General features: G+C 37.6%; 19 protein-coding genes. 9 read left to right on the top strand and 10 right to left on the bottom strand.

What is annotated here, in order from left to right:
* Nucleotides 1–171 precede the first annotated feature (171 nt).
* Entirely contained in the window at nucleotides 172–633 is a 462-nt protein-coding gene (locus OMO38_RS15845; RefSeq protein WP_047442942.1) for an Lrp/AsnC family transcriptional regulator, read from the bottom strand.
* A 242-nt stretch (nucleotides 634–875) separates the two neighbouring features.
* Here OMO38_RS15845 and OMO38_RS15840 point away from each other — a divergent pair, with 242 nt between their 5' ends.
* From OMO38_RS15840 to carB, 3 genes are all read left to right on the top strand, one after another.
* The gene (locus OMO38_RS15840; protein WP_264751162.1) at nucleotides 876–1,766 is read left to right on the top strand and encodes an aspartate carbamoyltransferase catalytic subunit; all 891 of its coding nucleotides are present in this window, start codon (nucleotides 876–878) and stop codon (nucleotides 1,764–1,766) included.
* Between the two features lie 247 nt (nucleotides 1,767–2,013).
* Nucleotides 2,014–3,087 carry a carbamoyl phosphate synthase small subunit gene (locus tag OMO38_RS15835; RefSeq protein ID WP_264751161.1) on the top strand — a complete coding sequence of 358 codons (1,074 nt, stop codon included), beginning with the start codon at nucleotides 2,014–2,016 and terminating at the stop codon, nucleotides 3,085–3,087.
* Between the two features lie 260 nt (nucleotides 3,088–3,347).
* Nucleotides 3,348–6,527 carry a carbamoyl-phosphate synthase large subunit gene (gene carB / locus OMO38_RS15830; protein ID WP_264751160.1) on the top strand — a complete coding sequence of 1,060 codons (3,180 nt, stop codon included), beginning with the start codon at nucleotides 3,348–3,350 and terminating at the stop codon, nucleotides 6,525–6,527.
* Between the two features lie 118 nt (nucleotides 6,528–6,645).
* Here carB and OMO38_RS15825 read toward each other — a convergent pair whose 3' ends face one another.
* The 9 genes from OMO38_RS15825 to OMO38_RS15785 form a co-directional block, all read right to left on the bottom strand.
* A complete protein-coding gene (locus OMO38_RS15825; RefSeq protein WP_264751159.1) occupies nucleotides 6,646–7,404 on the bottom strand; it encodes a DUF4262 domain-containing protein in 759 nt (252 codons plus the stop codon).
* Nucleotides 7,405–7,465: 61 nt separating this feature from the next.
* On the bottom strand, nucleotides 7,466–8,248 hold the full coding sequence (locus OMO38_RS15820; protein WP_264751158.1) for an L-fucose dehydrogenase: 783 nt from the start codon (nucleotides 8,246–8,248) through the stop codon (nucleotides 7,466–7,468).
* A 249-nt stretch (nucleotides 8,249–8,497) separates the two neighbouring features.
* Complete coding sequence (locus OMO38_RS15815; protein WP_264751157.1) at nucleotides 8,498–9,322, bottom strand: amidohydrolase family protein; 825 nt, start codon at nucleotides 9,320–9,322, stop codon at nucleotides 8,498–8,500.
* Between the two features lie 16 nt (nucleotides 9,323–9,338).
* On the bottom strand, nucleotides 9,339–9,668 hold the full coding sequence (locus tag OMO38_RS15810) for an L-rhamnose mutarotase (protein ID WP_264751156.1): 330 nt from the start codon (nucleotides 9,666–9,668) through the stop codon (nucleotides 9,339–9,341).
* A complete protein-coding gene (locus OMO38_RS15805) occupies nucleotides 9,665–10,516 on the bottom strand; it encodes a fumarylacetoacetate hydrolase family protein (protein WP_264751155.1) in 852 nt (283 codons plus the stop codon). The genes OMO38_RS15810 and OMO38_RS15805 overlap by 4 nt, the downstream gene beginning before the upstream one ends.
* A gap of 218 nt (nucleotides 10,517–10,734) precedes the next feature.
* Nucleotides 10,735–11,499 (bottom strand): SDR family NAD(P)-dependent oxidoreductase, encoded by a 765-nt coding sequence (locus tag OMO38_RS15800; RefSeq protein WP_264751154.1) that lies wholly within the window; start codon nucleotides 11,497–11,499, stop codon nucleotides 10,735–10,737.
* Nucleotides 11,500–11,721: 222 nt separating this feature from the next.
* A complete protein-coding gene (locus OMO38_RS15795; protein WP_264751153.1) occupies nucleotides 11,722–13,362 on the bottom strand; it encodes a UxaA family hydrolase in 1,641 nt (546 codons plus the stop codon).
* A 130-nt stretch (nucleotides 13,363–13,492) separates the two neighbouring features.
* Nucleotides 13,493–14,776, bottom strand: a complete 1,284-nt coding sequence (fucP, locus tag OMO38_RS15790) for an L-fucose:H+ symporter permease (protein ID WP_264751152.1) — start codon at nucleotides 14,774–14,776, stop codon at nucleotides 13,493–13,495.
* A 408-nt stretch (nucleotides 14,777–15,184) separates the two neighbouring features.
* Nucleotides 15,185–15,409 (bottom strand): hypothetical protein, encoded by a 225-nt coding sequence (locus OMO38_RS15785; RefSeq protein WP_264751151.1) that lies wholly within the window; start codon nucleotides 15,407–15,409, stop codon nucleotides 15,185–15,187.
* 319 nt (nucleotides 15,410–15,728) lie between these two features.
* Between OMO38_RS15785 and OMO38_RS15780 the strand changes: the two genes are divergently transcribed.
* The 6 genes from OMO38_RS15780 to OMO38_RS15755 are packed head-to-tail and all read left to right on the top strand — an operon-like array spanning nucleotide 15,729 to nucleotide 23,026.
* Nucleotides 15,729–17,198 carry a hybrid sensor histidine kinase/response regulator gene (locus OMO38_RS15780; RefSeq protein WP_264751150.1) on the top strand — a complete coding sequence of 490 codons (1,470 nt, stop codon included), beginning with the start codon at nucleotides 15,729–15,731 and terminating at the stop codon, nucleotides 17,196–17,198.
* Between the two features lie 4 nt (nucleotides 17,199–17,202).
* Complete coding sequence (locus OMO38_RS15775; protein WP_264751149.1) at nucleotides 17,203–20,826, top strand: response regulator; 3,624 nt, start codon at nucleotides 17,203–17,205, stop codon at nucleotides 20,824–20,826.
* Nucleotides 20,827–20,841: 15 nt separating this feature from the next.
* Complete coding sequence (locus OMO38_RS15770; protein WP_264751148.1) at nucleotides 20,842–21,207, top strand: response regulator; 366 nt, start codon at nucleotides 20,842–20,844, stop codon at nucleotides 21,205–21,207.
* Nucleotides 21,208–22,038: a CheR family methyltransferase gene (locus OMO38_RS15765; protein WP_264751147.1), complete on the top strand. Its 831-nt coding sequence runs from the start codon at nucleotides 21,208–21,210 to the stop codon at nucleotides 22,036–22,038.
* Between the two features lie 7 nt (nucleotides 22,039–22,045).
* Nucleotides 22,046–22,618, top strand: coding sequence for a chemotaxis protein CheB (locus OMO38_RS15760; RefSeq protein WP_264751146.1), 573 nt, complete (start codon nucleotides 22,046–22,048; stop codon nucleotides 22,616–22,618).
* Nucleotides 22,619–22,657: 39 nt separating this feature from the next.
* A complete protein-coding gene (locus OMO38_RS15755; RefSeq protein WP_264751145.1) occupies nucleotides 22,658–23,026 on the top strand; it encodes a response regulator in 369 nt (122 codons plus the stop codon).
* Nucleotides 23,027–23,128: the final 102 nt, after the last annotated feature.

The raw sequence follows: 23,128 nt of genomic DNA, 5'->3' as shown, positions 1-23,128 counted from the left end.
ACATTTATTAGATTAGTTTTAATAATTTTTTTAGAATCAATAAAATAGGTGTTAATATATTCAGAATTAGACCAGTTTCTAAGGTAATTTTTCCAAACATAATGATGCCTTTTTTTTAATTCCATTTTATAATACTATGATTATTATTTTAGTAAGCAAAATTTTTAATCTTTAACCCAAATCAATCTTAAACTTAGTCGACTTCTTCACCTCATGCAGCACTATAGAACTGTGATATTGCCCAATGCTGGGAATATTTGAAATCACATTGACCGTAAAATCATTATAAGAATTAATATCTTTTGCAATAATTTTCAGCATATAATCATATTCGCCGGAAAGACTGATGATCTCCTGAACTTCATCGTGTTGCATTATGTTTTTCTCGAAAGTTTCCAGAACTTTTTTTGACTGTTCTTTCAGACGGACATTGCAGTAAACGACAATATTTAAACCCAGTTTCTCACGGTTCAGAAGACCGACATATTTCTCAATAATCCCCTGTTTCTCCAACTGTTTGATGCGTTCGTAAGTTGGGGTAAAGGTTAAACCTATTTTCTCTGAAATTTCTTTCACCGAGAAAGTAGAGTCTTCCTGAATTATGCTGAGAATCATCCTGTCTTTTGCGTCCATAAACTGTATTTGAATTCTAACAAAAATATTAAGAATAAATGAGAATAACCAACGATTGAAGTTTTTTAATTTTTTTGAGGTTTCACTTTGTCATGTTACCCAAATGTTATATCTTTGCACCTAATGAATAACACAGTATTTATATCATTAGAATTACCGGGCGTAGACGCCCTTTACGATATTTATTTATTTTAAGCGAAGATATTTTCTTCGCTTTTTTTATGTTCAAAAATTAAGATTTTATGTTTACGATTACCGAACTAAGTACAGAGAAAATCAATAAGATACTGACGGAAGCTTTAGCTTTTGCCAACGGAAAAACTGCCAAAATTGAGGGCGAAGTGTTCTGTTCAAATCTGTTTTTTGAAGACAGCACAAGAACGAAAACGAGCTTCGATGTTGCCGAAAGAAAACTGGGTTTGCAGGTCGTTCCGTTCGATGCTTCCAACAGTTCTGTCAATAAAGGTGAAAGTTTATATGATACCGTAAAAACGATTGAAAGCATAGGGGTAAATCTTGTCGTGATCAGAGATAAAAAAGACCGTTATTTTGATGAATTAAAAAATATCAACATTCCTGTGATCAACGGTGGTGACGGAACAGGAAATCATCCTTCACAGTGCATGCTTGATTTGCTGACTATTTATCAGGAATTCGGAACTTTTGAAGGATTGAAAATAGGAATTGTTGGTGATGTTAAACACAGCCGTGTTGCGAACTCCAATGCAGAAGCTTTAAGAAGATTAGGTGCTAAAGTTTATTTTTCAGGGCCTGAACAGTGGTTTGACGAAGGAGCTTTAATTAACGGTACGTATCTTTCTGTAGATGAGATGATTCACGATGTTGATGTTTTGATGTTATTGAGAATCCAGCACGAAAGACACGATTCAAAAATGAGTTTCTCAGCTTCGGAATATCATAAAAAATATGGTCTGACGAAAGCCAGAGAAAAAACGATGAAAAAGGAAGCCATCATTATGCATCCCGCACCCATCAACAGAGGCGTGGAAATCGATACCGATTTGGTGGAATGTGAACGCTCAAGAATTTTCAAACAAATGCAGAACGGAGTTTTCGCAAGAATGGCGATTCTGAAAAATGCTTTGGAGGAGAAAGGGTTTTCATTAAAGTAAAAGGTAAAAAGTAAAAAGAGCCAAGTGATTTACTTTTTGATATTTAATGACAAATTAACTCATTAAGGCGAATTTTAAAAAGAATTATCATTGAGAAAAGCCCTGAAAGGGCGACCCATCAATAGCCATGGGTGAAGCCCATGAGATAGAAAGAAAATCTGATCTGAGCGAGCCCTGAAAGGGCGGAATCAAACAACATCAGATAATTAAAGAAGATTAAAAAATAGAAATAAAGATAAAAGTTAAAATGAAGAAAAAATTAATACTGGAGTCCGGTGAAGTATTTCATGGAGAAGGTTTCGGAGCAGATTTGGAGACAGCAGGAGAAGTGGTTTTCAATACCGGAATGACAGGATATCAGGAATTGATTTCTGACCCGTCATACTGCGGTCAGATTGTTTGCATGACGTATCCGCTGATCGGAAATTACGGGATCAACCGTGATGACTACGAAAGCATCGAACCTGCAATTAAAGGTCTTATTGTAAAGGAAATTTGCGATTTACCTTCCAATTTCAGAACTCAGATTACTTTACAGGAATTGTTTAAAAAGAAAAATCTTTCAGGAATTTCAGGTATTGACACCAGAAGACTGACAAGAATTCTTCGTAACTCAGGTGTGGTAAAAGGAAAAATCGTGAATGCAAATGCAGACGAAAACACAACCATTGAAGAATTAAAATCAACCACTTTCCCAACCAATCAGGTAGAGCAGGTTTCTACAAAAACTTCTTATGCCAATCCGGGAAGAGGACTTAAAGTAGTACTTGTGGATTTTGGGTCTAAATTAGGAATAATCAGAGAATTATCTCAAAGAAACTGTGACATCATTGTTGTTTCTCATGATACTACAGCAGAAGAAATTTTGCTGATGGATCCGGATGGAATTATGTTATCCAACGGTCCCGGAGATCCTGAAGACAACCAAAAAGCTTTAGAAATGATCCGCAGATTGCTCGGTAAAGTTCCAATTTTCGGGATTTGCCTTGGACATCAGTTGATTGGTCTTGCTTGCGGTGCAAAAACTTTTAAATTAAAATTCGGTCACAGAGGAGGAAATCACCCTGTTTTGGATTTAGAAAAAAATAAAGTAGCGATCACTTCTCAGAATCACGGTTACGCAGTTGATCAGGAGAGCCTTAAAGAAACAGATTTAATAGAGACTCATATCGCATTGAATGACAGAACAAATGAAGGTCTTAGACATAAGATTCACCCATGCTTCTCAGTTCAATATCACCCTGAAGCGAGTCCGGGTCCTGAAGATGCAAATTATTTATTTGATGACTTCATCACGATGATGGAGGATTTTAAAAAGTAGGAGATTAATTATTTGGGCAGCTTATCAGCCTTCCGTTCCCGCTTTTTTGTAAGCATGTCCTGAGCTTGTCGAAGGATCTCCTCCTCACAAAAAGAGCTCCACTCAAGTCGGGCTGCGGGCAATTCGCTGCAAATTAAAGGTGGAAATTAGAAGAATCCGCAGGATTCAATATAAATAGCCGTAGTTGAAACCTATGGTATTGGTGAAACAATCATCATCCGAACCCGAAAGGGTTCAACAACAAAAGGATAAATTTAAAAATGAAAAGAAACGACATAAAAACAATTTTAGTAATCGGTTCCGGCCCAATTATCATCGGTCAGGCGGCGGAATTTGATTACGCAGGAACGCAGGCTTGTCTTTCATTAAGAGAAGAAGGGTACAAGGTGATTTTGATCAATTCAAACCCTGCGACGATTATGACAGATGTTGAAATCGCTGACAAGGTTTACATCGAGCCCATTTCACTTCAGTTTGTGAGTCACATCATCAGAAAAGAGCGTCCGGATGCACTTTTACCAACGCTTGGTGGACAAACAGGTTTGAACATGGCGGTAGAACTGGAGAAATCAGGAATTCTTGAAGAATGCAAGGTGGAAGTTTTGGGAACTACACTTTCTGCGATCAACAGAGCGGAAGACAGAGATCTGTTCCGTGAATTGATGAGAGAATTAAACGAACCGGTTCCGGAATCTGATATTGTAACAACAGTTGAAGGAGCGCTCCGTTTTGCTGAAGAGATCGGTTATCCGGTGATTGTTCGTCCTGCCTTTACAATGGGTGGAACTGGTGGTGGAATCGCAGCCAACGAAACTGAATTGAAGGAAATTGCTGAATTGGGATTGAAATACAGTCCGGTTACACAGTGTCTGATCGAAAGATCAATCGCAGGTTTCAAAGAAATTGAATACGAAGTAATGCGTGATGCAAACGACAACGCGATTGTGGTTTGTAACATGGAAAATATAGATCCGGTGGGAGTTCACACAGGAGACTCAATAGTTGTGGCACCTTCCCAGACGCTTTCAGACAGAGAGTATCAGCTGTTGAGAAACGCTTCACTGAAAATCATCAGAGCTTTAGGAATTGAAGGTGGATGTAACGTACAGTTGGCTTTAGACCCGCATTCATTCGATTACTACATCATTGAAGTAAACCCAAGAGTTTCCCGTTCATCAGCTTTAGCATCAAAAGCAACAGGTTATCCTATTGCAAAAATTGCTGCTAAAATCGCAGTTGGATTGACTTTAGATGAAATTATGAATCCGGTTACAGGAAAAACTTACGCATGTTTCGAGCCTGCTTTGGATTATGTGGTAACTAAATTCCCAAGATTCCCTTTCGATAAATTTGAAACAGCTGACAGAAGATTGTCAACTCAAATGAAAGCGACTGGTGAAGTAATGGCCATCGGAAGAAACTTCGAAGAGTCTTTACAGAAAGCGGTACGTTCTCTGGAAACAGGTTTGAGACATTTAGGTTTAAAAACAAAACAGGCTGCAGCTTTAACAGACGAAGATATCGAAAGAAGAATTAGAGTTTGTGATGACGAAAGACTGTTCATCATTTGTGACGCTTTAAGAAGAGGTTATGACTGGGAACAGATCGTAGAATGGAGTAAAATCGATAAATTCTTCATCTGGAAATTAAAGAAATTAGTTGACTTCGAAAAGACAATTGCAGCAAACAGATTCGATAAAGATATTTTAATTGAATCTAAAAAATTAGGTTTTTCAGATCAGAATATTGCTCATTTATGGGAATCTACGCAGAGAGAGGTATACAATTTCAGAAAAGAAAACGGAATTGTGCCGGTTTACAAAATGGTAGACACCTGTGCTGCTGAGTTTGAATCTGAAACTCCATATTTCTACGGAACTTACGAGGAAGAAAACGAATCTGTAGTAACCGATAAAGAAAAAATCATCGTTTTAGGTTCCGGACCAATCAGAATCGGACAGGGAGTTGAATTTGATTACGCAACCGTTCACTCGGTTTGGGCAATTAAAGAAATGGGTTACGAAGCGATTATCATCAACAATAACCCTGAAACCGTTTCTACAGACTTCTCGATTTCAGATAAATTATATTTCGAACCTTTGACGGAAGAAGATGTGATGAGCATCATCGACCTGGAAAAACCAAAAGGTGTTGTTGTACAGTTTGGTGGACAGACGGCCATCAATTTGGCAGATAAATTAGCCGCTTACGGTGTTCAGATTTTAGGAACTTCTCTGGAAGATTTGGATAGAGCTGAAAACAGAGATAAGTTTGAAAAAGCCCTTCAGGAAATGGGAATTCCTCAGCCTTTAGGAAAAACTTCAACTTCAAAAGAAGAAGCGATTGTGATTGCCAACGAAATTGGTTACCCGGTTTTGGTTCGTCCGAGCTACGTTTTAGGAGGTAGAGCCATGGAAATTGTGTACACAGAAGCAGAATTGGCGCATTACATGGAATTTGCGGTAGATGCAAGTCCAGATCAGCCGGTTTTGGTAGACCGTTACATCACAGGAAGAGAAGTGGAAGTCGACGCGATTTGCGATGGCGAAACGGTAATTATTCCTGGAATTATGGAACATATCGAACGAGCGGGAGTTCACTCCGGTGACTCGATTGCTGTGTATCCGCCACAGAATGTTTCTCAGGCAGAAATAGATACTTTGGTTGATTATACTCAAAGGTTAGCTAAAGGATTGAATGTGATTGGTTTAATGAATATCCAATACGTTCTTTTTGAAGGAAATGTGTATGTGATTGAAGTGAATCCACGTTCGTCAAGAACAGTTCCTTTCTTATCTAAAATCACGGATGTTCCGATGGCAAATCTTGCTACGAAAGCGATTTTAGGTCAGAAACTGAAACATTTAGGCTACAAAAACGGATTGGTTCCTAATAAAGAAGGTGTTTTCGTAAAAGTTCCTGTTTTCTCATTCTCGAAATTAACGAAAGTCGATATCTCTTTAGGCCCTGAAATGAAGTCTACAGGAGAAGTAATGGGAAAAGACACGACCCTGGAAAAAGCTTTGTACAAAGGATTGGTTGCAGCAGGAAGAAAAGTTCCGATGCACGGTTCAATTTTGTTCACGGTAGCTGATAAACACAAGCAGGAAGCTGCAGATTTGGCATCAAGATTCCATGAAGTTGGTTTCAGAATTTGGGCAACAGAGGGAACGGCGAAATTCTTCGAAGAAAAAGGTATTCCATGCAAAATCGGGTACAAAATTGGAGAGGAAAGTGTGAACTTAATCGACTTGATCCAGAAAGGAAAAGTTCAGTACGTTGTCAACACCATGACGAAAGGAAAACAGTCTGAAAGAGACGGTTTCCAGATCAGAAGAATGAGTGTGGAAAACGGTGTACCTTGTTTAACATCAATGGATACAGTTGAAGCTATTCTGAAAGTGATTGAAAGTATGAGTTTTAAGATGGAGACGATGTAGTTTTAGGCTTGAGATAAAGTAAAAGCGGAAGAAAAATCTTCCGCTTTTTTTTATAATTATCAATTGAATTTGAAATCTAATCTTTTAAAATATATTGCACATTCAGAAGTTAATCATCCTAATCTGCATCCATTTGATTTCTTTTCCATTCCCCACCAATATATTCTCTTTCCGCTTCTTCACCATAATCAAGGTCAAAAATCTCATTTAATGTTTTATCAATTTTTATTAATTCTTCTAAGGCGACAATTTTTATGTCATCCTGCATTTGGTCGCCAGTCAAAAACTGCCAATCCCCTTCATTATCATGAACTACTCTCAAAATAGGTTTATTTTCTTCAAGCCATTGTCGTGTTGTGAAGGTTGTCAAATTCTTGGGCTCATAAAATTTGAATTCACCATTTCTATCTAGCAAAGGTTGTTTATAAAGAAATTCTTCTTCAAAATTCATCTCCCATGGAAATATGTCATTTCTATCGGTCCAAATAAGTTGCAAAGCATCGAACTCTTCATTGCCATAATAATTCAAACACGCTCCAAAATAATCTGGAATATTTACTTTGTCAACTTTCAAAAATTCAGCTCGACTGTTGTCAAAAATGTTGGTATACACATTCTCACTTTTAATTTTCTCACCATTTTTTATAATTTCTGCTATATCATTAATTATTCCATGAGCTAAACTTTTAGGAAGTCCAAAGCATATTATTTCAGGATGGTTGTAAGATTTCTGCAGACCGATACTATATGCAAATGATGGTAGATAATCTGTGGAATCGACCAAAATCACTTGAAGTCCAAACTTATCAATATTCTGGACGGTTTGCTCAATTAAGTCGCTTTTACTGATACACTCATGTTGATTATCATCTTTCATAGTATGGTTAATTTATTCAAATATCAAAAATTATATTTAAAAAAGGTTAAAATAAAAATATTTACCCCAAACTCCTGTCCAAATGCACATACCCGCCATCCACATGAATCAATTGACCGGTAGTATGCGAAGATTTTTCCGATAAAAGAAATGCTGCCATATTTGCAATCTCTTCTGAGGTCGTCATGCGGTTTTCCAAAGGAATTTTTGAAGTAATACTTTTCAGTTTTTCATCAGGATTTTCAAAAGTAGAAATCCACGATTCGTAAAGTGGAGTCCATGCTTCTGCAACGATGATGGCATTCACACGGATGCCGTAAGGCAAAAGCTCAACCGCCCATTCTCTTGTCAGGGCATTTCTGGCACCATTTGCTGCGGCATAACCTGAAGTTCCGCCTTGTCCGGTTTCTGCAGTCTTGCTCCCGATATTTAAAATGGAACCTTTGCTTTCTTTCAGATAGGGAAGTGCGTGATGCACCAAAAGATAATAATGCACCACATTTTTATGATAGGATGAAATGAAACCTTCGTAGGAACCATTTTCAAGACCGACACCGTCGTTCACCCCTGCATTATTCACAATTCCATCGATTTTGCCATATTTTTTCACGACTTCATCTATGGTTTTTTTGCATTCTTCTGGTTGAGAAAGTTCAGCGGTCACGAAGTCGGCTTTTCCACCATTTTCCATGATTTCCTGAACAGCTTTTTTGTTGTCACCTTCATTTCTTCCGATGATTACTGGCAATGCTTTTTCTTCAGCTAATATTTTCGCAATGGCATTTCCGATGCCCTTCGCACCGCCACTTACGATGATTACTTTATGGTCTAGGTGTAGGTTCATAATTTTGGATTATGTTTTTTAAACGCAAAAAGCGTAAAGATTTTTTTAATATTGTTTTATAAATTTATCTTTTCGGAAGGGCTTTTGATTATTTCAAAACTTAGATTTTAATCAGCACAGAACAATTCAGAAACTTACATTCCAATACAAAAATCTTTGATTTTTAAACTTATTTGCTCTAAATATTCTCAAAGCATTAAACTTAAATCTAATGTGACTTATGTGTCAAAATCTTTTGTGCCTTTAAAATCATAGTCTGTAAAATTCCACAGCATTTCCAAAAAAAAATTGTTCCTGTTCTACTTTTGAAAATTGTTCCAAATATTTTGAAATCAATTCCAACCACAAAGCATATTTTCCTCCCAGCAACATCACAGGCCAGTCGCTTCCAAAAACCAACCGTTGAATTCCGAATTTTGCAAAAACAAAATCTAAAACTTCTAAAATCGATTTTTCATCAATTAAATTCCAGTTTCCCTGTGTCAAAAGTCCCGAAACTTTGCAATAGACATTTGGGTTTTGAGCCAGTTCTGAAATATTTTCTTTCCAGTCTTTCAGTTCATTGGTCTTCAAATCAGGTTTTCCGCAATGATCCAAAATGAAAGGTTGCTCAGGCAGTTTTTCCGATAGTTTTACAGCATCTGAAAGCTGATCCTGTCTTAACAAAATATCAAAAGTATAATTATACTGATGAAGTGTAGAAATTCCTTTTAGAATCTTCTTCTGCAGTAAAAAACCGATCTCTTCTCCCTCTGCAACGTGTCTGAAACCTTTAATTATTTTTTCAGACTGATAATTTTCAAGCGACTCTTCAAGTTTGTCAGAAGCCAAATCAATCCAGCAGACAACTCCTTTAATCATCGGATTTTTTTTAGCTAAATCCAACAGAAAAGCAGTCTCGTCATCACTTTGGTCAGCCTGAACAGCAACACATCCATCAACCTGATTTTCTTTTAAAAGCAACGAAAAATCTTCGGGAAAAAAGTCTTTCCGGATTGCCGTCATTTCTTCCGTAATCCAGGCATCCCGCACCGGATCAAAATTCCAAAAATGTACGTGAGAATCTATAATCATTTATTTCAAATCTAATTTATAACGAAAAAATTCTGTCCATCAACCGCCACTTCTCTCCAGCTTTCGAATCAGGCAACTGCTGCTGGAATTTCCACATCAATTCTTCCCATTCCTGAACTTTCGGATTGTTTTGATCCAAATTATTTTTAGACTCAAAAGAAAAACTGTCCTCAGCCTCAATGATCATGAATAACCGATTTTGAACACGGTAAATCTCCATATTTATAATTCCGGAATCCAAAATACTTTGTCTGACTTCTGGCCAGATATTCTGATGATAATTTTCGTATTCAGCAATCAGTTCGGGGTCATCAATTAAGTCGAGAGCGAGACAGAATTTTTTCATTCACCGTATGCTTTTACTTTCTGGATACTACTACCCAAACCGTCAATTCCCAATTCCACCACATCGCCTGGTTTCAGATACAAGGGCTCAGGTTTTTGCCCCAAACCGACACCGGCAGGCGTTCCTGTACTGATAATATCCCCGGGAAGCAAAGTCATAAACTGACTGATGTAGCTGACAATGAAAGGCACATCAAAAATCAGATTGGAAGTATTTCCATCCTGCAAAATTTCTCCATTCACCTTCAGCCACAAACGCAGATTATGAACATCTTCAATCTCGTCGGGCGTCGCAATAAAAGGGCCGATTGGTGCAAAAGTATCACAGCTTTTTCCTTTTACCCACTGTCCGTTTCTTTCCAGCTGAAAGGCTCTTTCGCTGTAATCGTTGTGCAGAACATAACCTGCAACGTGTTCCAGCGCATTTTCCTCAGAAACATAGCTCGCTTTTTTTCCAATGACGATGGCCAGCTCAACTTCCCAGTCGGTTTTTGTACTGGTTTTTGGAATAATCAGATCGTCATTCGGACCCACAATTGCCGTTGTCGCCTTAAAAAACAGAATCGGTTCCTGCGGAATCGCAGCGTTGGTTTCTGCGGCGTGATCTTTATAGTTCAATCCTACACAGATGATCTTGGATGGTCTCGCCAAAGGGGATCCAAGTCTATCATCGGCAGAAATTTCGGGTAAATTCTGTGTATTTATCTCCGATTTCAAATTTTCAATAGCGTCGCCGGAAAAGAAGTTTTCATCATAATCTTTTACCAGATGAGAAACATCATATCTTTTATCATCAATAATGACTCCCGGTTTTTCCTGTCCCGGTTTTCCGAATTTTATTAATTTCATATTTGATTATTGTTAAATATTTGATTGTAGAATTTAATCCACATGTTTCATTTTTTTAGGAGCTTAATCCCGCTTTCCGCTATATCTTTTTTGTCATTGCGAACAATCGAGATAAGAAGTTGAACTGTTTCGCCACCGCAATCACAAAAAAGGATGCCGCTGCAATCGGGGCTAGGGGAGAATAGCCCGAATAAAAAGTTTAGCTTAATTTACAAATTTTAATTGTTCAAAGTAGTAAAACCACCGTCAATAGGATAATCTACACCAGTAATAAATGATGCTTCGTCACTGCATAAATACAGTGCCAACGAGGCAACTTCTTCAGGCTGAGCCATCCTTCCGATAGGTTGTGTTTTCGATAATTTCTCAAACATTTCTTCAATATTATCAGGATAATTTTTCTGTAAAAATCCATCCACAAAAGGCGTATGCACCCTCGCTGGAGAGATCGAATTGCAACGGATATTTTCACTGATATAATCTTTGGCAACACTCATCGTCATTGCTTTCACCGCACCTTTAGCCGTGCTGTACGCAAAACGGTCAGGAATTCCTACCAATGCGGCAATGGAAGCCATATTGATAATCACACCGCCACCGGATTTTCTGATCTGTGGAATCGCAGCAAACAGACAGTTGTAAACTCCTTTAATGTTGACATTATAAATTCTGTCGAAATCTTCTTCTGAGGTCGTGTCTGCTTTACCAATATGTGCAATTCCTGCATTGTTGACCAAAATGTTGATCGCTCCGATCTGATCGAAAACCGCTAAGACATCTTTCTGTTTTGAAACATCACAGGCATAAACTTTCGCATTTCCTCCCGCTGATTTGATTTTTTCTAAAGTTTCCTGTCCATTCTGTTCTGTAATTTCAAGAATATGAACTTCCGCATCATTCGCAGCCAACTGAACTGCAATTGCTTGTCCAATCCCGCTTCCTCCGCCGGTTACAACGGCTTTTTTATTTTTTAAAGAAAACATTTTTATATTTTAATTATTAAATTCTGTTGTTATGTTTTGTTTTAACGCAAAGTGTGCAAAGATTCTCTTTAATAGCGTTCTGTATATTTTTAGTAATGATAATTCTAACAGTAAAAACCACCCCGTCAAAAAATCGAATATTTTTCACCACCCCTTAAAATGAGAAGAATAGTTAAGCGCATTTTTTACCTTGGCTCTTTCTACTTTTTACTTGGCTCTTTCCTATAAACTTACCCCTCGTTTCCATGGAATAAAATCATCCTGATTCAACGCCACCGCTTTAGGAATAATATTTCCACTTGCCACATCAATACAGAAATCCAAAATATCTTCTCCCATTTCCTGAATGGTTTTTTCGCCGCGAACAACTGCACCGGTATCAATATCAATAATATCTGACATTTTCGTAGCCAAAACAGTATTGGTCGCAACTTTAATCACGGGACAAACCGGATTACCAGTAGGTGTTCCTAGTCCTGTTGTAAACAATATCAAAGTCGCTCCAGAAGCGGCTTTTCCCGTGGTTGCTTCCACATCGTTTCCAGGCGTGCAGACTAAACTTAACCCTGGTTTAGTCGCTGGTTCAGTATAATCTAAAACATCGACAACAGGGGAAGAACCTCCTTTTTTTGCTGCTCCTGCAGATTTGATGGCATCCGTAATAAGTCCGTCTTTTATGTTTCCGGGCGACGGATTCATGTAAAACCCTGAGCCGACAGCGTGCGCCAGTTCATCATATTCGGTCATCAGCCTGATGAATTTTTCTGCAGTGGGCTGATCTACAGCTCTGTCAATCAGTTCCTGTTCGGCTCCACACAATTCTGGGAACTCGGCAAGCAAAACTTTTGCTCCCAAAACGGAGAGAATATCTGCAAGATGTCCGACCGCCGGATTCGCTGAAATGCCGCTGAAACCATCGCTTCCGCCACATTTAACACCAACACAGAGTTTGTTGATCGGTGCATCTTCACGCTCGATTGTATTAATTTCCCGAAGACCTTTCAGTGTTTCAAAAATCGCATTTTTGATCATGGTTTCTTCACTGACCGCTTTCTGCTGTTCGAAAACGAGTAAAGGTTTATCAAAATCAGGATTGCGGTTATACAAATCCCGTTTGAAATTATCGATTTGAAGATGCTGACAGCCGAGGCTTAACAAAGTTACTCCTGCCACATTGGGATGATCTGCGTAAGCTGCCAAAAGTTTGCTCAGGGAATCGGAATCCTGTCTTGTTCCGCCGCAACCACCGGTGTGATTTAGAAATTTAATGCCATCCACATTTTTAAAAACTCGTTCTTTCGTGGGAATATTGGATGGTGAAAAATCAAGCTCATCCAAATTATCACCTTGGGAAATCGCTTTTACCAGTTGATGCGTGTAATCTTTGTATTTTGCATCAACCGCATATCCCAAACTGTCGTACAGCGATTCTTTTATGATGTCAAGATTGCGGTTTTCACAGAAAACGGTCGGAATAAAAAGCCAGTAATTGGCCGTTCCCACATCACCATTTGAACGGTGATATCCTTTAAAAGTTTTATGCAAAAATCTGGAGACATTAGGTTTTGTCCATTGATAATCCACATCACGGTAGTAAAACGGATCAGCCGCATGCTTTGTATTATCCACCGTCATTCTCGTTCCTGATGCCAATTCATATTGAACTTTCCCTACCAAAACACCGTACATGAAAATTTCATCGCCCTGTTTCATATCATACATAAAAAATTTATGTTTGGCAGGGATGGCTTCCAAAGTAGTGCATGTATTTCCTTCGAAGACAATTTCAGTTTCCGCAGGAATATCCTGAAGCGCGACTAAAACGTTGTCTTTTGGATTTATTTTTAAAATTAAATTGCTCATTTTTAGTTAAAATTGAATGTCTGCTGTGTTGGTTTTTCGAACACAAAGTTCTCTAAGTTTTTTTCAACTTATTGTTTTTAGTTTCACAAAGGCGTTTCACTTAACCAAGATCATCGATATTTTTTTTCATTCATAATATTGAAGACTTTTTATTTCTGAATCTTAAAGAAAACATTAAAACTATTACAAAACATAAGAGCGGAACTGCATAAGAAAAATGAATATTCCCCGAAATATCTGTAATCTTGCTCGCAACAGGCGGAATGATTGCACCACCTACAATCGACATAATCAGTAAACTTGAAGCAGGTTTTGTATCTGATCCGGCACCTTCAATTCCCAAAGCAAAAATCGTCGGGAACATGATGGACATGAAGAATGTCAAGCCAACCAATGCGTACAAAGTTGAAATTCCTGATCCGAAGATGACCCAAACCGTTAGAGCAATGCTGATCACACTGTAAACTCTTAAAAGTTTTTGTGGCGAAACATATTTCATCAAAAAGGTTCCTGCAAAACGCCCGACCATAAATAAAAATCCTGCTACACCAGCGTAATATTTAGCTTCCTGACCTTTCATATCAATAGCATCTTCGGCAAAAACCAAAAGAAAACTGAAGATGTAAATCTGCGCACCGATGTAGAAAAACTGTGCTAAAACTCCCCATCCTACATTTTTCACGCCTAAAACCTGAAAGTAGTTCTTTGTAGATTTCTCATCGTTTTCCGTTACATCAGGCAGTTTGATGAAGAGAAACAAAAACATGACCAATAAAAGAATCAGTCCTAAAATAATGTAAGGTCCTTTAACCAGCGAAGTTTCAGCCTGAATATACGCTAATTTTGCTGCCTGACTGAGCGTCGCAAGTTCTTCCTGCGATTTTGGCTCTTCGCTCAAGATGAAAATTCCGCCAACGATTGGAGCAATTGAAGCCGCCAAACCGTTGAAAGACTGCGCAAAGTTCAGTCTCTGTGTGGCTTTTTCAGGCGGTCCCAAAACGGTGATGTACGGATTGGCTGCAGTCTCTAAAATGGCCAGACCACAGGATAAAACAAATAAAGCCCCAAGAAAAAACGGGTAACTCACGGTATTGGCAGCCGGAACAAACAGAAAGCATCCTGCTGCAAAGAAAAATAATCCGACCAGAATTCCTGTTTTGTAACCATATTTCTGAATGATCATCCCTGCCGGAATTGCCAGTAAAAAGTATGCGGCAAAAACTGCAGAATCTACTAACGAAGCCTGAAAATGATTCAACTGAAATGCACTTCGCAAATGTTTGATCAGAATAGGATCGAGGTTGTGAATAAAACCCCAGAAGAAAAACAAACTTGTGATCAGAATGAGCGGCAAACCATAATTTCTTTTTTTTGAGGAAGAAGAAACGGAGTTTCCTGAATTGGTGTTGTTCATTGATTTGGTTTGTTTTTTTATATTATACTCAGCTTACATTATCACTAGGTTAATCGATTGCATAGTCAATTTTTCAGGCAATGCTTTCCTATTTTGCTTTACGTCTTTAACTTTTTAAATGTATAATATTTTTTCGAAATAAAAATCAACCAAGCAGGATAGTACAAGATAGTTTAAAGTAAATGGAAAATACTTAAAGATTTTCTATGATTTCAATTTATTTTTTGAAAATGGTTTTATTACCGGTTTGATTGTCAGTAAAAATATTGAACTTTTCGATGGTCAGTTTTTCTAAAACTGAAAATGGAGCTAGACACATTTTCAAAAGTAGTAACTGACAGAAACAAAAAAAGTCCGACTCACGATTAGTGAGACGGACTTTCTGTATGTTGAATAATTTCTAAATTTCTATGCTTCTTTCTTGAAACTTACCACCTGATAATCTTCATCAGTACAGTATTTTTTGCAACTCTCATCATCAAAAGCGTCAGGATCTTTTGAAAATTCCTCAATGTGTTTGAAACTTTCGTCCGTGTTCGCAGGTGTTATCACGATGTGATATAATTTCAGCAGAGATTCATCTGCTTTTTCTACGGATTCTTTTTTGTGTTGAACAGCTTCTTGATAAGTCATGATTCGATTTTTATATTTGTAATGTGATAGAACAACTGTGCCAAAAATATTTCACGTGTTTTTCTTACTCAATCCGTAATTGAAGGATTAGTAGCATAAAATATTAATTAATGATGAAATTTTGCTTTTGTGGTATCAAAGCTATTAGAAGCTTCGTGATTGATCATGTATAAATAAATTATTATCTATTTTTTAATTTTATGAGTTTAGGTTTATGGTGTTAATATTCCTAAAATAATACTGTGTTTTCTGAAAATTTGTGAGTATTTTTGGTAGCTTAATAAAAGTGTAACTTGTTTGCCAGATTATTTTACGTCTTATGATTTTAATTGTTGATGATAACCAAAACAATATTTTTTCGCTAAAAAAATTATTAGAGTCTAAAGACTTCCAAGTCGATACTGCGAGTTCAGGAGAAGAAGCTTTGGGTAAAGCATTGAAAAATAATTATGCACTGATTATTTTAGATGTTCAGATGCCCGGAATGGACGGATTTGAAGTTGCCGAAACCTTTGCAGGATACAGTAAGACTAAAGAAATTCCTATCATATTTTTATCAGCTGTCAATACAGACAAAAGATTTATTACCAAGGGATACAAATCCGGAGGTATTGATTATGTGACAAAGCCTATCGATCCTGAAATTCTGATGTTGAAAGTGAAAACATTCTACAATATTCAGGAGACTAATCTTGCCTTGAAGAAGACTCAGCAGAGTTTGGAGTTAGAGGTTAAAGGCAGACGGGAGGCACAGGTATCAATGAAATCTGAGATTGATCATTTTCATCTGATGCTCGAAGCTTTACCACAGATTGCATTTACTTTAAATGAGGATGGAATCGTTAACTTCGTCAACAGGAAATGGTTTGAATACTCTGAATCTGATCATCAGTTTCCTGAAACGCACATCGATGATCTGAATATTGAAGAAGAATTTCAGCGCTGCAGAAAAAAGGGAAAAGCTCTTGAGTTAGAAATAAGAATTAAAAATAGAAATACCGGAGATTACAGATATCATTTGTTGAGAATGTCGCCCGTTTATCAGAACGAAAAAGTGAAAAACTGGGTAGGAACTTTCACAGATATTGAAGATCAGAAAAAAGTGGAAAAAGAAAAGGATGAATTTCTGAGTATTGCCAGCCACGAATTGAAAACACCTCTCACAAGTATTAAAGCTTACATGCAGTTGCTGGATCGAAAACTTAAACTGAATACAGAAAATAGTGAAGCAGTTTTTGTAACGAAAGCTTTAGATCAGATTGAAAAGCTCAATACGTTGATTACCGATTTGTTAGATGTATCAAAAATTGAAAACGGCAAGCTGAAAATCAATAAAAAACCAGCAGATTTAGAGAAACTCATCAATAATACAATTGATACTATACTGCAGACCGACGACAACCCTAACGTCAAAATAGACCGCCATATCGGAAAGATCAATCAACTTATTCCTTTTGATGCGATCCGTATAGAACAGGTTTTAATCAACTTCCTTACCAATGCTATCAAATATTCTCCGAAAAATAATCAGGTGATTGTCACCACATTTGTTGACGACGACGAAGTGAAAGTGAGCGTTACCGATTTCGGAATTGGTATTCCTGATTTCAAGCAGGACGCGGTTTTTCGTAAATTTTACCGTGTTGAAGAGTCTTCAGTACAGTTTCAGGGAATGGGAATCGGGCTCTACATCTGTTCAGAAATTATCAAGCAACACCATGGAACTATTGGTCTCTCGAGTAAAGTAGAAGAAGGTTCTACATTTTATTTCACATTACCTTTAAATTAATTTTATGCCGAAAAAAGTGATAAGAAACCTCCAGTTCGGAATTGGGTTTTCTCTATTAATTTTAATTGCGAGTTCGGTCGCATCCTATTTAAGCATCCAAAATCAGATGCAACACCGCGAAAGTGTTTCTAAAAGCCGTCGTTCGGTCACAGCTGTGAAAGATGTTCTCATTGCACTTCTGGATGCCGAAACCGGAAACCGTGGTTACCAGTTAACCGGAAAAGAAAGTTTTCTCGATCCTTATAACCGAAGTCTGCAAGCCTATTCCGAGTCAATTGAAAAGGCTAAATCTCTTGATATTACAGAACCTTCTCAGTTAGCCCGTCTTCATGATTTGGAAAAAAATGTTGACGGCAATATTAAAAACCTTAAACTTTTTGTTGAAAACAGGAGAAGAGGAATTGCGATGACGCAGGAACAGATTGAAATGAGCAAACTGTACATGGATAAATGCCGTTTGCTTGTTCAGGACTTTGTTCAGTTCGAAGAAAACGGTCTCGAAAAGAAGAATAAAGATCTTGACAGCTCCTCAAAAACTACGGTTTGGTTTATCATTTTTTCTTCTTTAGCGGCAATTTTGGTGACCATATTTTTCTATGTTAAATTACGCAACGATTTACTTCGCAGAGATCGACTGGAGAAACAGCTGAAAGCAAAAGATCTGGAAATTTCAAAACGTGTCAACGTTATTCAGCAGGTTGCAAACCGAGTTTCGAACGGTGATTACAGTCAAAGGGTTGCAGATGAGTATGATGGAGACTTGGGTGACCTTGTTGACTCACTGAACCACATGACAGAGTCTCTTAAAACATCATTCGACAAAATAAATAAAAGTGACTGGAGACAGAAAGGTTTAGCTTTATTAAATGAATCTTTAGTTGGAAATAAATCGGTAAAACAGGTTACCAGCGATGCTCTAAATCAACTTATTGATTACGGAAACTGTATAAACGGCGCCATTTATCTGCTTGATGACGGAAAACTGAAGCTGAGCAGCTCGTTCGGTTTAGAAAATAGCATGAAGCAGATCTTCGAGTCCGGTGAAGGCATGGTGGGACAGGTTTTTGCACAGAAAAAGCCGAAAGCGTATAATGATTTAGATGAAAATGATTTCGCAGTTACTTTTGCAAGCAGTAAAGTGAAAATCAATGCTATTTTATTGGTTCCTGTAATGTCTGACCGTTTGACGGTGGGTGTTTTAGAAGTTTCTTCTAATGAAAACTTCGATCACGACAGAATTGATTATTTTGTAGAAAGTGCAAGAAATGTAGCCATTGCGTTGCGTGCTGCAAAAAGTCGTGAGAAAGAACAGCGTTTGCTGGAAGAAACTCAGGCACAGTCAGAAGAATTGCAGGTTCAGCATTCTGAACTCGAAAATCTGAATACAGAACTTGAGGCACAGACTCAAAAATTACAGGCTTCAGAAGAAGAACTGAAAGTGCAGCAGGAAGAATTAATGCAAACCAATACTGAACTTGAAGAACGTTCAAAATTATTGGAAGAAAAAAATCAGCTGATCGCTGAACGGAATATTGAAATTCAGAGAAAAGCTGAGGAACTGGCTTTAAGCACACAGTACAAATCTGAATTCCTGGCAAATATGTCGCACGAATTGCGCACACCGCTGAATTCAATTTTACTTTTATCTCGTCTGATGGCTGAAAATCCTGACGAAAACCTTAATGAAGATCAGATCGAGTCTGCAAAGGTGATTCAGAGTTCCGGAAGCAGTCTGTTAACTTTGATAGACGAGATTTTAGATTTAGCCAAGATAGAATCCGGAAAAATGTCTCTTGAATATCAGGATGTAGAGATTAACGAAGTTGTAAGAGATTTAAAAAATTTAATGAATCCTCTGGTTAACGAAAAAGGAATTGAATTTAACATCAATATTGAAGAAGATCTGGCAAAAACCTTGGAAACAGACCGTCTGCGTTTGGACCAAGTCTTAAGAAATCTTCTGTCTAATGCTTTGAAATTTACAAAAGAGGGAAGTGTAGCTTTAAACATTAAAAAAGACACTAAAAATAAAGACTTCATTGTTTTCTCAGTTAAAGATACAGGAATTGGAATTCCGGAAGATAAGCAGAAGATTATTTTTGAAGCATTCCAGCAGGCTGACGGATCTACGCAACGTAAATTTGGAGGAACCGGTTTAGGGTTATCAATCAGCCGTGAAATTGCCAAACTGCTTGGAGGTTATTTAGATCTGAAGAGCAAAGTCAATGAAGGAAGCGAGTTCAGTCTGATTATTCCAATGAATGAAAGTTTAAAAGGAAATCAAAATGTTCCAACGGGTAATTCTGATCAGAACCTGGTGGATGTCATTTTAGAAGATGTCGAAGAGATTAAGCAGATTATTGATTATCAGGAAAATGAAATCGAAACGGCATTCAAGCATCTGGAAATTCCCGAAGATGTAGATGACGACCGACACAGCATATCGCAGGATGATAAGGTGATCTTGATTGTTGAGGACGATACCAATTTTGCCATAGCTTTACTGAAGTTTGCCAGAATGCAAAACTATAAAGGTGTTGTAGTTGTGCGTGGTGATCAGGCTCTGTCGGCAGCGATGCAGTACCGCCCGGCTGCAATACTACTGGATGTTCAGCTTCCAGTAAAAGATGGATGGAAAGTGATGGATGAATTGAAATCTAATCCTCAGACGAAACCGATTCCGGTACACATGATGTCATCACTTCATGTGAAGAAGGAGAGTCTGATGAAAGGAGCTATTGATTTCATCAACAAACCTGTTGCGATGGAACAGATGACAGATGTTTTCAAAAAAATTGAAGATGCACTGAAGAAGTCTCCGCAGAAAGTTTTAATTGTTGAAGAAAATGCCAAGCATGCAAGCGCACTTTCATATTTCCTGAGCAATTTTGATATCTCTCTGTCGGTAGAAGATAATGTGGAAGATAGTGTAAGAGCCTTCAATACAGACGGTGTAGACTGTGTTATTTTGGATATTGGAGCGAACAGAAGAAATGCATATAAAATCATAGAGTCTATTAAAAGTTATGAAGGTTTAGAAAATCTGCCGATCATTATTTTTACTGAACGTAATTTATCCACTTCTGAAGAATTGCAAATCAAGCAGTACGCAGATTCTATTGTTGTTAAAACTGCACATTCTTATCAGAGAATTTTAGACGAAGTAGGTCTTTTTTTACATTTGGTCGAGGAAAAAAACAGCTCCGTAGAAACGATTAGAAATAAAACTTTAGGTTCACTGACGGAAGTTTTAAGCGGCAAGAAAATCCTGATTACTGATGATGATGTCCGCAATATTTTCTCTTTAACGAAAGCTTTGGAGAAATATAAAGTTGAAGTCGTACTTGCGATGGATGGCGTTCAGGCTTTGGAACAAATTAAAGAGCATCCTGATGTGGATGTTGTTTTAATGGATATGATGATGCCGAATATGGATGGCTACGAAACCATTCAGGAAATCAGAAAGATGCCGAAGTTCAGAAGACTTCCAATCATAGCAGTGACTGCAAAATCGATGATTGGTGACCGTGATAAATGTATTCAGGCTGGAGCGTCAGATTATATCACAAAACCTGTGGATATCGACCAGTTGCTGTCTCTGTTGCGTGTTTGGTTATATGAAAGTTAAATCACAGATACTCTCATGAAAAAGAAAATTTTGATTGTGGATGATGATCCACGAAATATATTTGCTCTGAAATTAACATTAAAATCACGTGGTTTTCAGTTGGAAACCAGTACAATGGCTCAGGAAGCTATTCAGATTTTAGAAAATGATTCTGAAATTGATTTGGTGTTAATGGATATGATGATGCCGGAAATGGACGGTTATGAAGCGGTGAGAATTATCCGTCAGACACCCTCTATTCAGCATATTCCTGTGATTGCAGTGACCGCTCAGGCAATGGAAGAAGACCGGCAGAAATGTCTGGATGCAGGAGCCCAGGATTATGTGAAAAAGCCGATTGATGTTGATGTGCTGTTAACTGCCATAGAAAAACTGTTTTAGATGTTGGAGCCAAGTATCGTAAAGGACGAAGAAATTGAATTTCTGATCAAAGATGTGTACGATCTGTACGGATACGATTTTTCTTTGTACAGCAGAGCTTCGTTCAAAAGACGCATCAACCGCATCTGTCTGATCGACCGTTTTACCAGTTTTGCAGAACTGCGGTATACAATTATGAATGATCCGGATTATCTCAAACATTTCATCGAAGAAATTACGGTGAATGTTACAGAAATGTTCCGTGATCCTCACTTTTTTAAAAAATTGAGAGAGGAAATTTTACCTCAGTTGGGAACGTATCCATTAATCAGAATCTGGGTTGCAGGCTGCTCAACAGGTGAAGAAGCATATTCGATGGCGATCTTGCTGAAAGAGGCTAATCTGTATCATAAATGTCTCATCTACGGAACAGATATTAATCCGTCTGTTTTGGAAACGGCAAGATCGGGAGTTTTTCCGATGCATCAGATGAAAGTGTATTCTGAAAATTATATACTTTCTGGTGGGAAAGAAGATTTTTCAGATTATTATACTGCCAATTACGACAGCGTAAGATTTGATAAAAGTCTGCAGGAAAAACTGATTCTATCGACGCACAATTTGGTGTCAGACAGCTCATTCAACAGTTTTCAATTGATTATCTGCAGAAATGTTTTGATTTATTTTGAAAAAGCTTTGCAGGAACGTGTGTTCACTCTTTTTGATGCCAGTTTAGAAAATTTAGGTTATCTCGCTTTAGGCTCAAAAGAGACTCTTCGTTTCTCCAATTTAGATAAATCATATCATCAGATTGAAGATCAGAAAATATGGAAAAAAGTTGATCATCAATAAATGCATCATGAAAACACAAATGAGTCATAACGAACTGATAGTCATCGGAGGATCTGCAGGAAGTCTTCAGGTGATTATGGAGACCATAAAAAAGCTGGATGAAAACATCAGGTTTCCGGTGATTTTGGTTGTTCATCGGAAAGCGTACTCTACCAGTATTCTGCCGACTCTGTTGCAGCAATTTACGTCGATGAATGTGTATGAAATAGAGGATAAAACAGAACTGCAGAAAAACGGGATTTACATTGTTCCCGCAGATTATCATTTGCTGTTTGAGAACAAAACTACAGTTTCGTTAGACAGTTCAGAAAAGATGAATTATTCTCGACCGTCAATTGATGTCACTTTTAAGTCTGCAGCTGAGACTTTTGGTGAAAATGTTACCGGAGTTTTGCTTTCGGGTGCCAATGCAGACGGAGTGGAAGGTTTAAAATATATAAAAAAAAATAAAGGGCAGGTGTGGATTCAGAATCCGGAAACCGCTGAAGTTGATTATATGCCAAGACAGGCGGTGGAACAGGTTTCTTACGACCTGTTGATTGAACCCAAAGATCTGGCGGAATTGATTAATCAACTGTAAACAATACAATAATCTCAATTAAATAAAATAAATAAAGATATGAGCAAGAAGAAAATTTTGATTTTTGATGATGATAAAGTGATTCTTGAAGTGATCAGCATCATTTTTGAAGAAGGCGGCTACGAAGTCGAGATTTCAGAAACGTCGCATGATATCATACAGAAAGTTTCGGCCTTTCAGCCAGACGTGATCCTGATGGATAACTGGATTCCAAATATCGGTGGCGTAGAGGCAACAAAACTTTTAAAAAGTCATGAAGAATACAAAAATATTCCTGTAATCTATGTTACGGCCAATAACGATATTGTGGCATTAGCAAAAAGTGCACAGGCAGATGATTTTGTGGCAAAACCTTTTAATCTGGAAGATTTGGAGGAGAAGGTGGCAAAACACATTAAAGGTGAGTAATACATCTACTAATTTTAAAATCAAAAAAATCCTCAATTTCACAGTTTGAGGATTTTTTGTGAACAGAATTTCATATTGATATAGGCAATTTTAAGCGTAGTT

Source organism: Chryseobacterium kimseyorum (assembly GCF_025971945.1).
GTDB lineage: Bacteria > Bacteroidota > Bacteroidia > Flavobacteriales > Weeksellaceae > Chryseobacterium > Chryseobacterium kimseyorum.
The sequence above is the reverse complement of the archived record's forward strand: the minus strand, read 5'-3'. Positions and strand labels throughout refer to the sequence as shown.

What these genes read in the sequence shown, in the direction of transcription:
- OMO38_RS15770 (WP_264751148.1), top strand. Translation starts at nt 20,842, where the DNA reads ATGAAAAAGAAAATTTTGATTGTGGATGATGATCCACGAAATATATTT.
- OMO38_RS15800 (WP_264751154.1), bottom strand. Translation starts at nt 11,499, where the DNA reads ATGTTTTCTTTAAAAAATAAAAAAGCCGTTGTAACCGGCGGAGGAAGC.
- OMO38_RS15780 (WP_264751150.1), top strand. Translation starts at nt 15,729, where the DNA reads ATGATTTTAATTGTTGATGATAACCAAAACAATATTTTTTCGCTAAAA.
- OMO38_RS15760 (WP_264751146.1), top strand. Translation starts at nt 22,046, where the DNA reads ATGAAAACACAAATGAGTCATAACGAACTGATAGTCATCGGAGGATCT.
- OMO38_RS15815 (WP_264751157.1), bottom strand. Translation starts at nt 9,322, where the DNA reads ATGATTATAGATTCTCACGTACATTTTTGGAATTTTGATCCGGTGCGG.
- OMO38_RS15795 (WP_264751153.1), bottom strand. Translation starts at nt 13,362, where the DNA reads ATGAGCAATTTAATTTTAAAAATAAATCCAAAAGACAACGTTTTAGTC.
- OMO38_RS15820 (WP_264751158.1), bottom strand. Translation starts at nt 8,248, where the DNA reads ATGAACCTACACCTAGACCATAAAGTAATCATCGTAAGTGGCGGTGCG.
- OMO38_RS15805 (WP_264751155.1), bottom strand. Translation starts at nt 10,516, where the DNA reads ATGAAATTAATAAAATTCGGAAAACCGGGACAGGAAAAACCGGGAGTC.
- OMO38_RS15825 (WP_264751159.1), bottom strand. Translation starts at nt 7,404, where the DNA reads ATGAAAGATGATAATCAACATGAGTGTATCAGTAAAAGCGACTTAATT.
- OMO38_RS15845 (WP_047442942.1), bottom strand. Translation starts at nt 633, where the DNA reads ATGGACGCAAAAGACAGGATGATTCTCAGCATAATTCAGGAAGACTCT.
- carB (WP_264751160.1), top strand. Translation starts at nt 3,348, where the DNA reads ATGAAAAGAAACGACATAAAAACAATTTTAGTAATCGGTTCCGGCCCA.
- OMO38_RS15785 (WP_264751151.1), bottom strand. Translation starts at nt 15,409, where the DNA reads ATGACTTATCAAGAAGCTGTTCAACACAAAAAAGAATCCGTAGAAAAA.
- OMO38_RS15755 (WP_264751145.1), top strand. Translation starts at nt 22,658, where the DNA reads ATGAGCAAGAAGAAAATTTTGATTTTTGATGATGATAAAGTGATTCTT.
- OMO38_RS15835 (WP_264751161.1), top strand. Translation starts at nt 2,014, where the DNA reads ATGAAGAAAAAATTAATACTGGAGTCCGGTGAAGTATTTCATGGAGAA.
- OMO38_RS15810 (WP_264751156.1), bottom strand. Translation starts at nt 9,668, where the DNA reads ATGAAAAAATTCTGTCTCGCTCTCGACTTAATTGATGACCCCGAACTG.
- OMO38_RS15765 (WP_264751147.1), top strand. Translation starts at nt 21,208, where the DNA reads ATGTTGGAGCCAAGTATCGTAAAGGACGAAGAAATTGAATTTCTGATC.
- fucP (WP_264751152.1), bottom strand. Translation starts at nt 14,776, where the DNA reads ATGAACAACACCAATTCAGGAAACTCCGTTTCTTCTTCCTCAAAAAAA.
- OMO38_RS15840 (WP_264751162.1), top strand. Translation starts at nt 876, where the DNA reads ATGTTTACGATTACCGAACTAAGTACAGAGAAAATCAATAAGATACTG.
- OMO38_RS15775 (WP_264751149.1), top strand. Translation starts at nt 17,203, where the DNA reads ATGCCGAAAAAAGTGATAAGAAACCTCCAGTTCGGAATTGGGTTTTCT.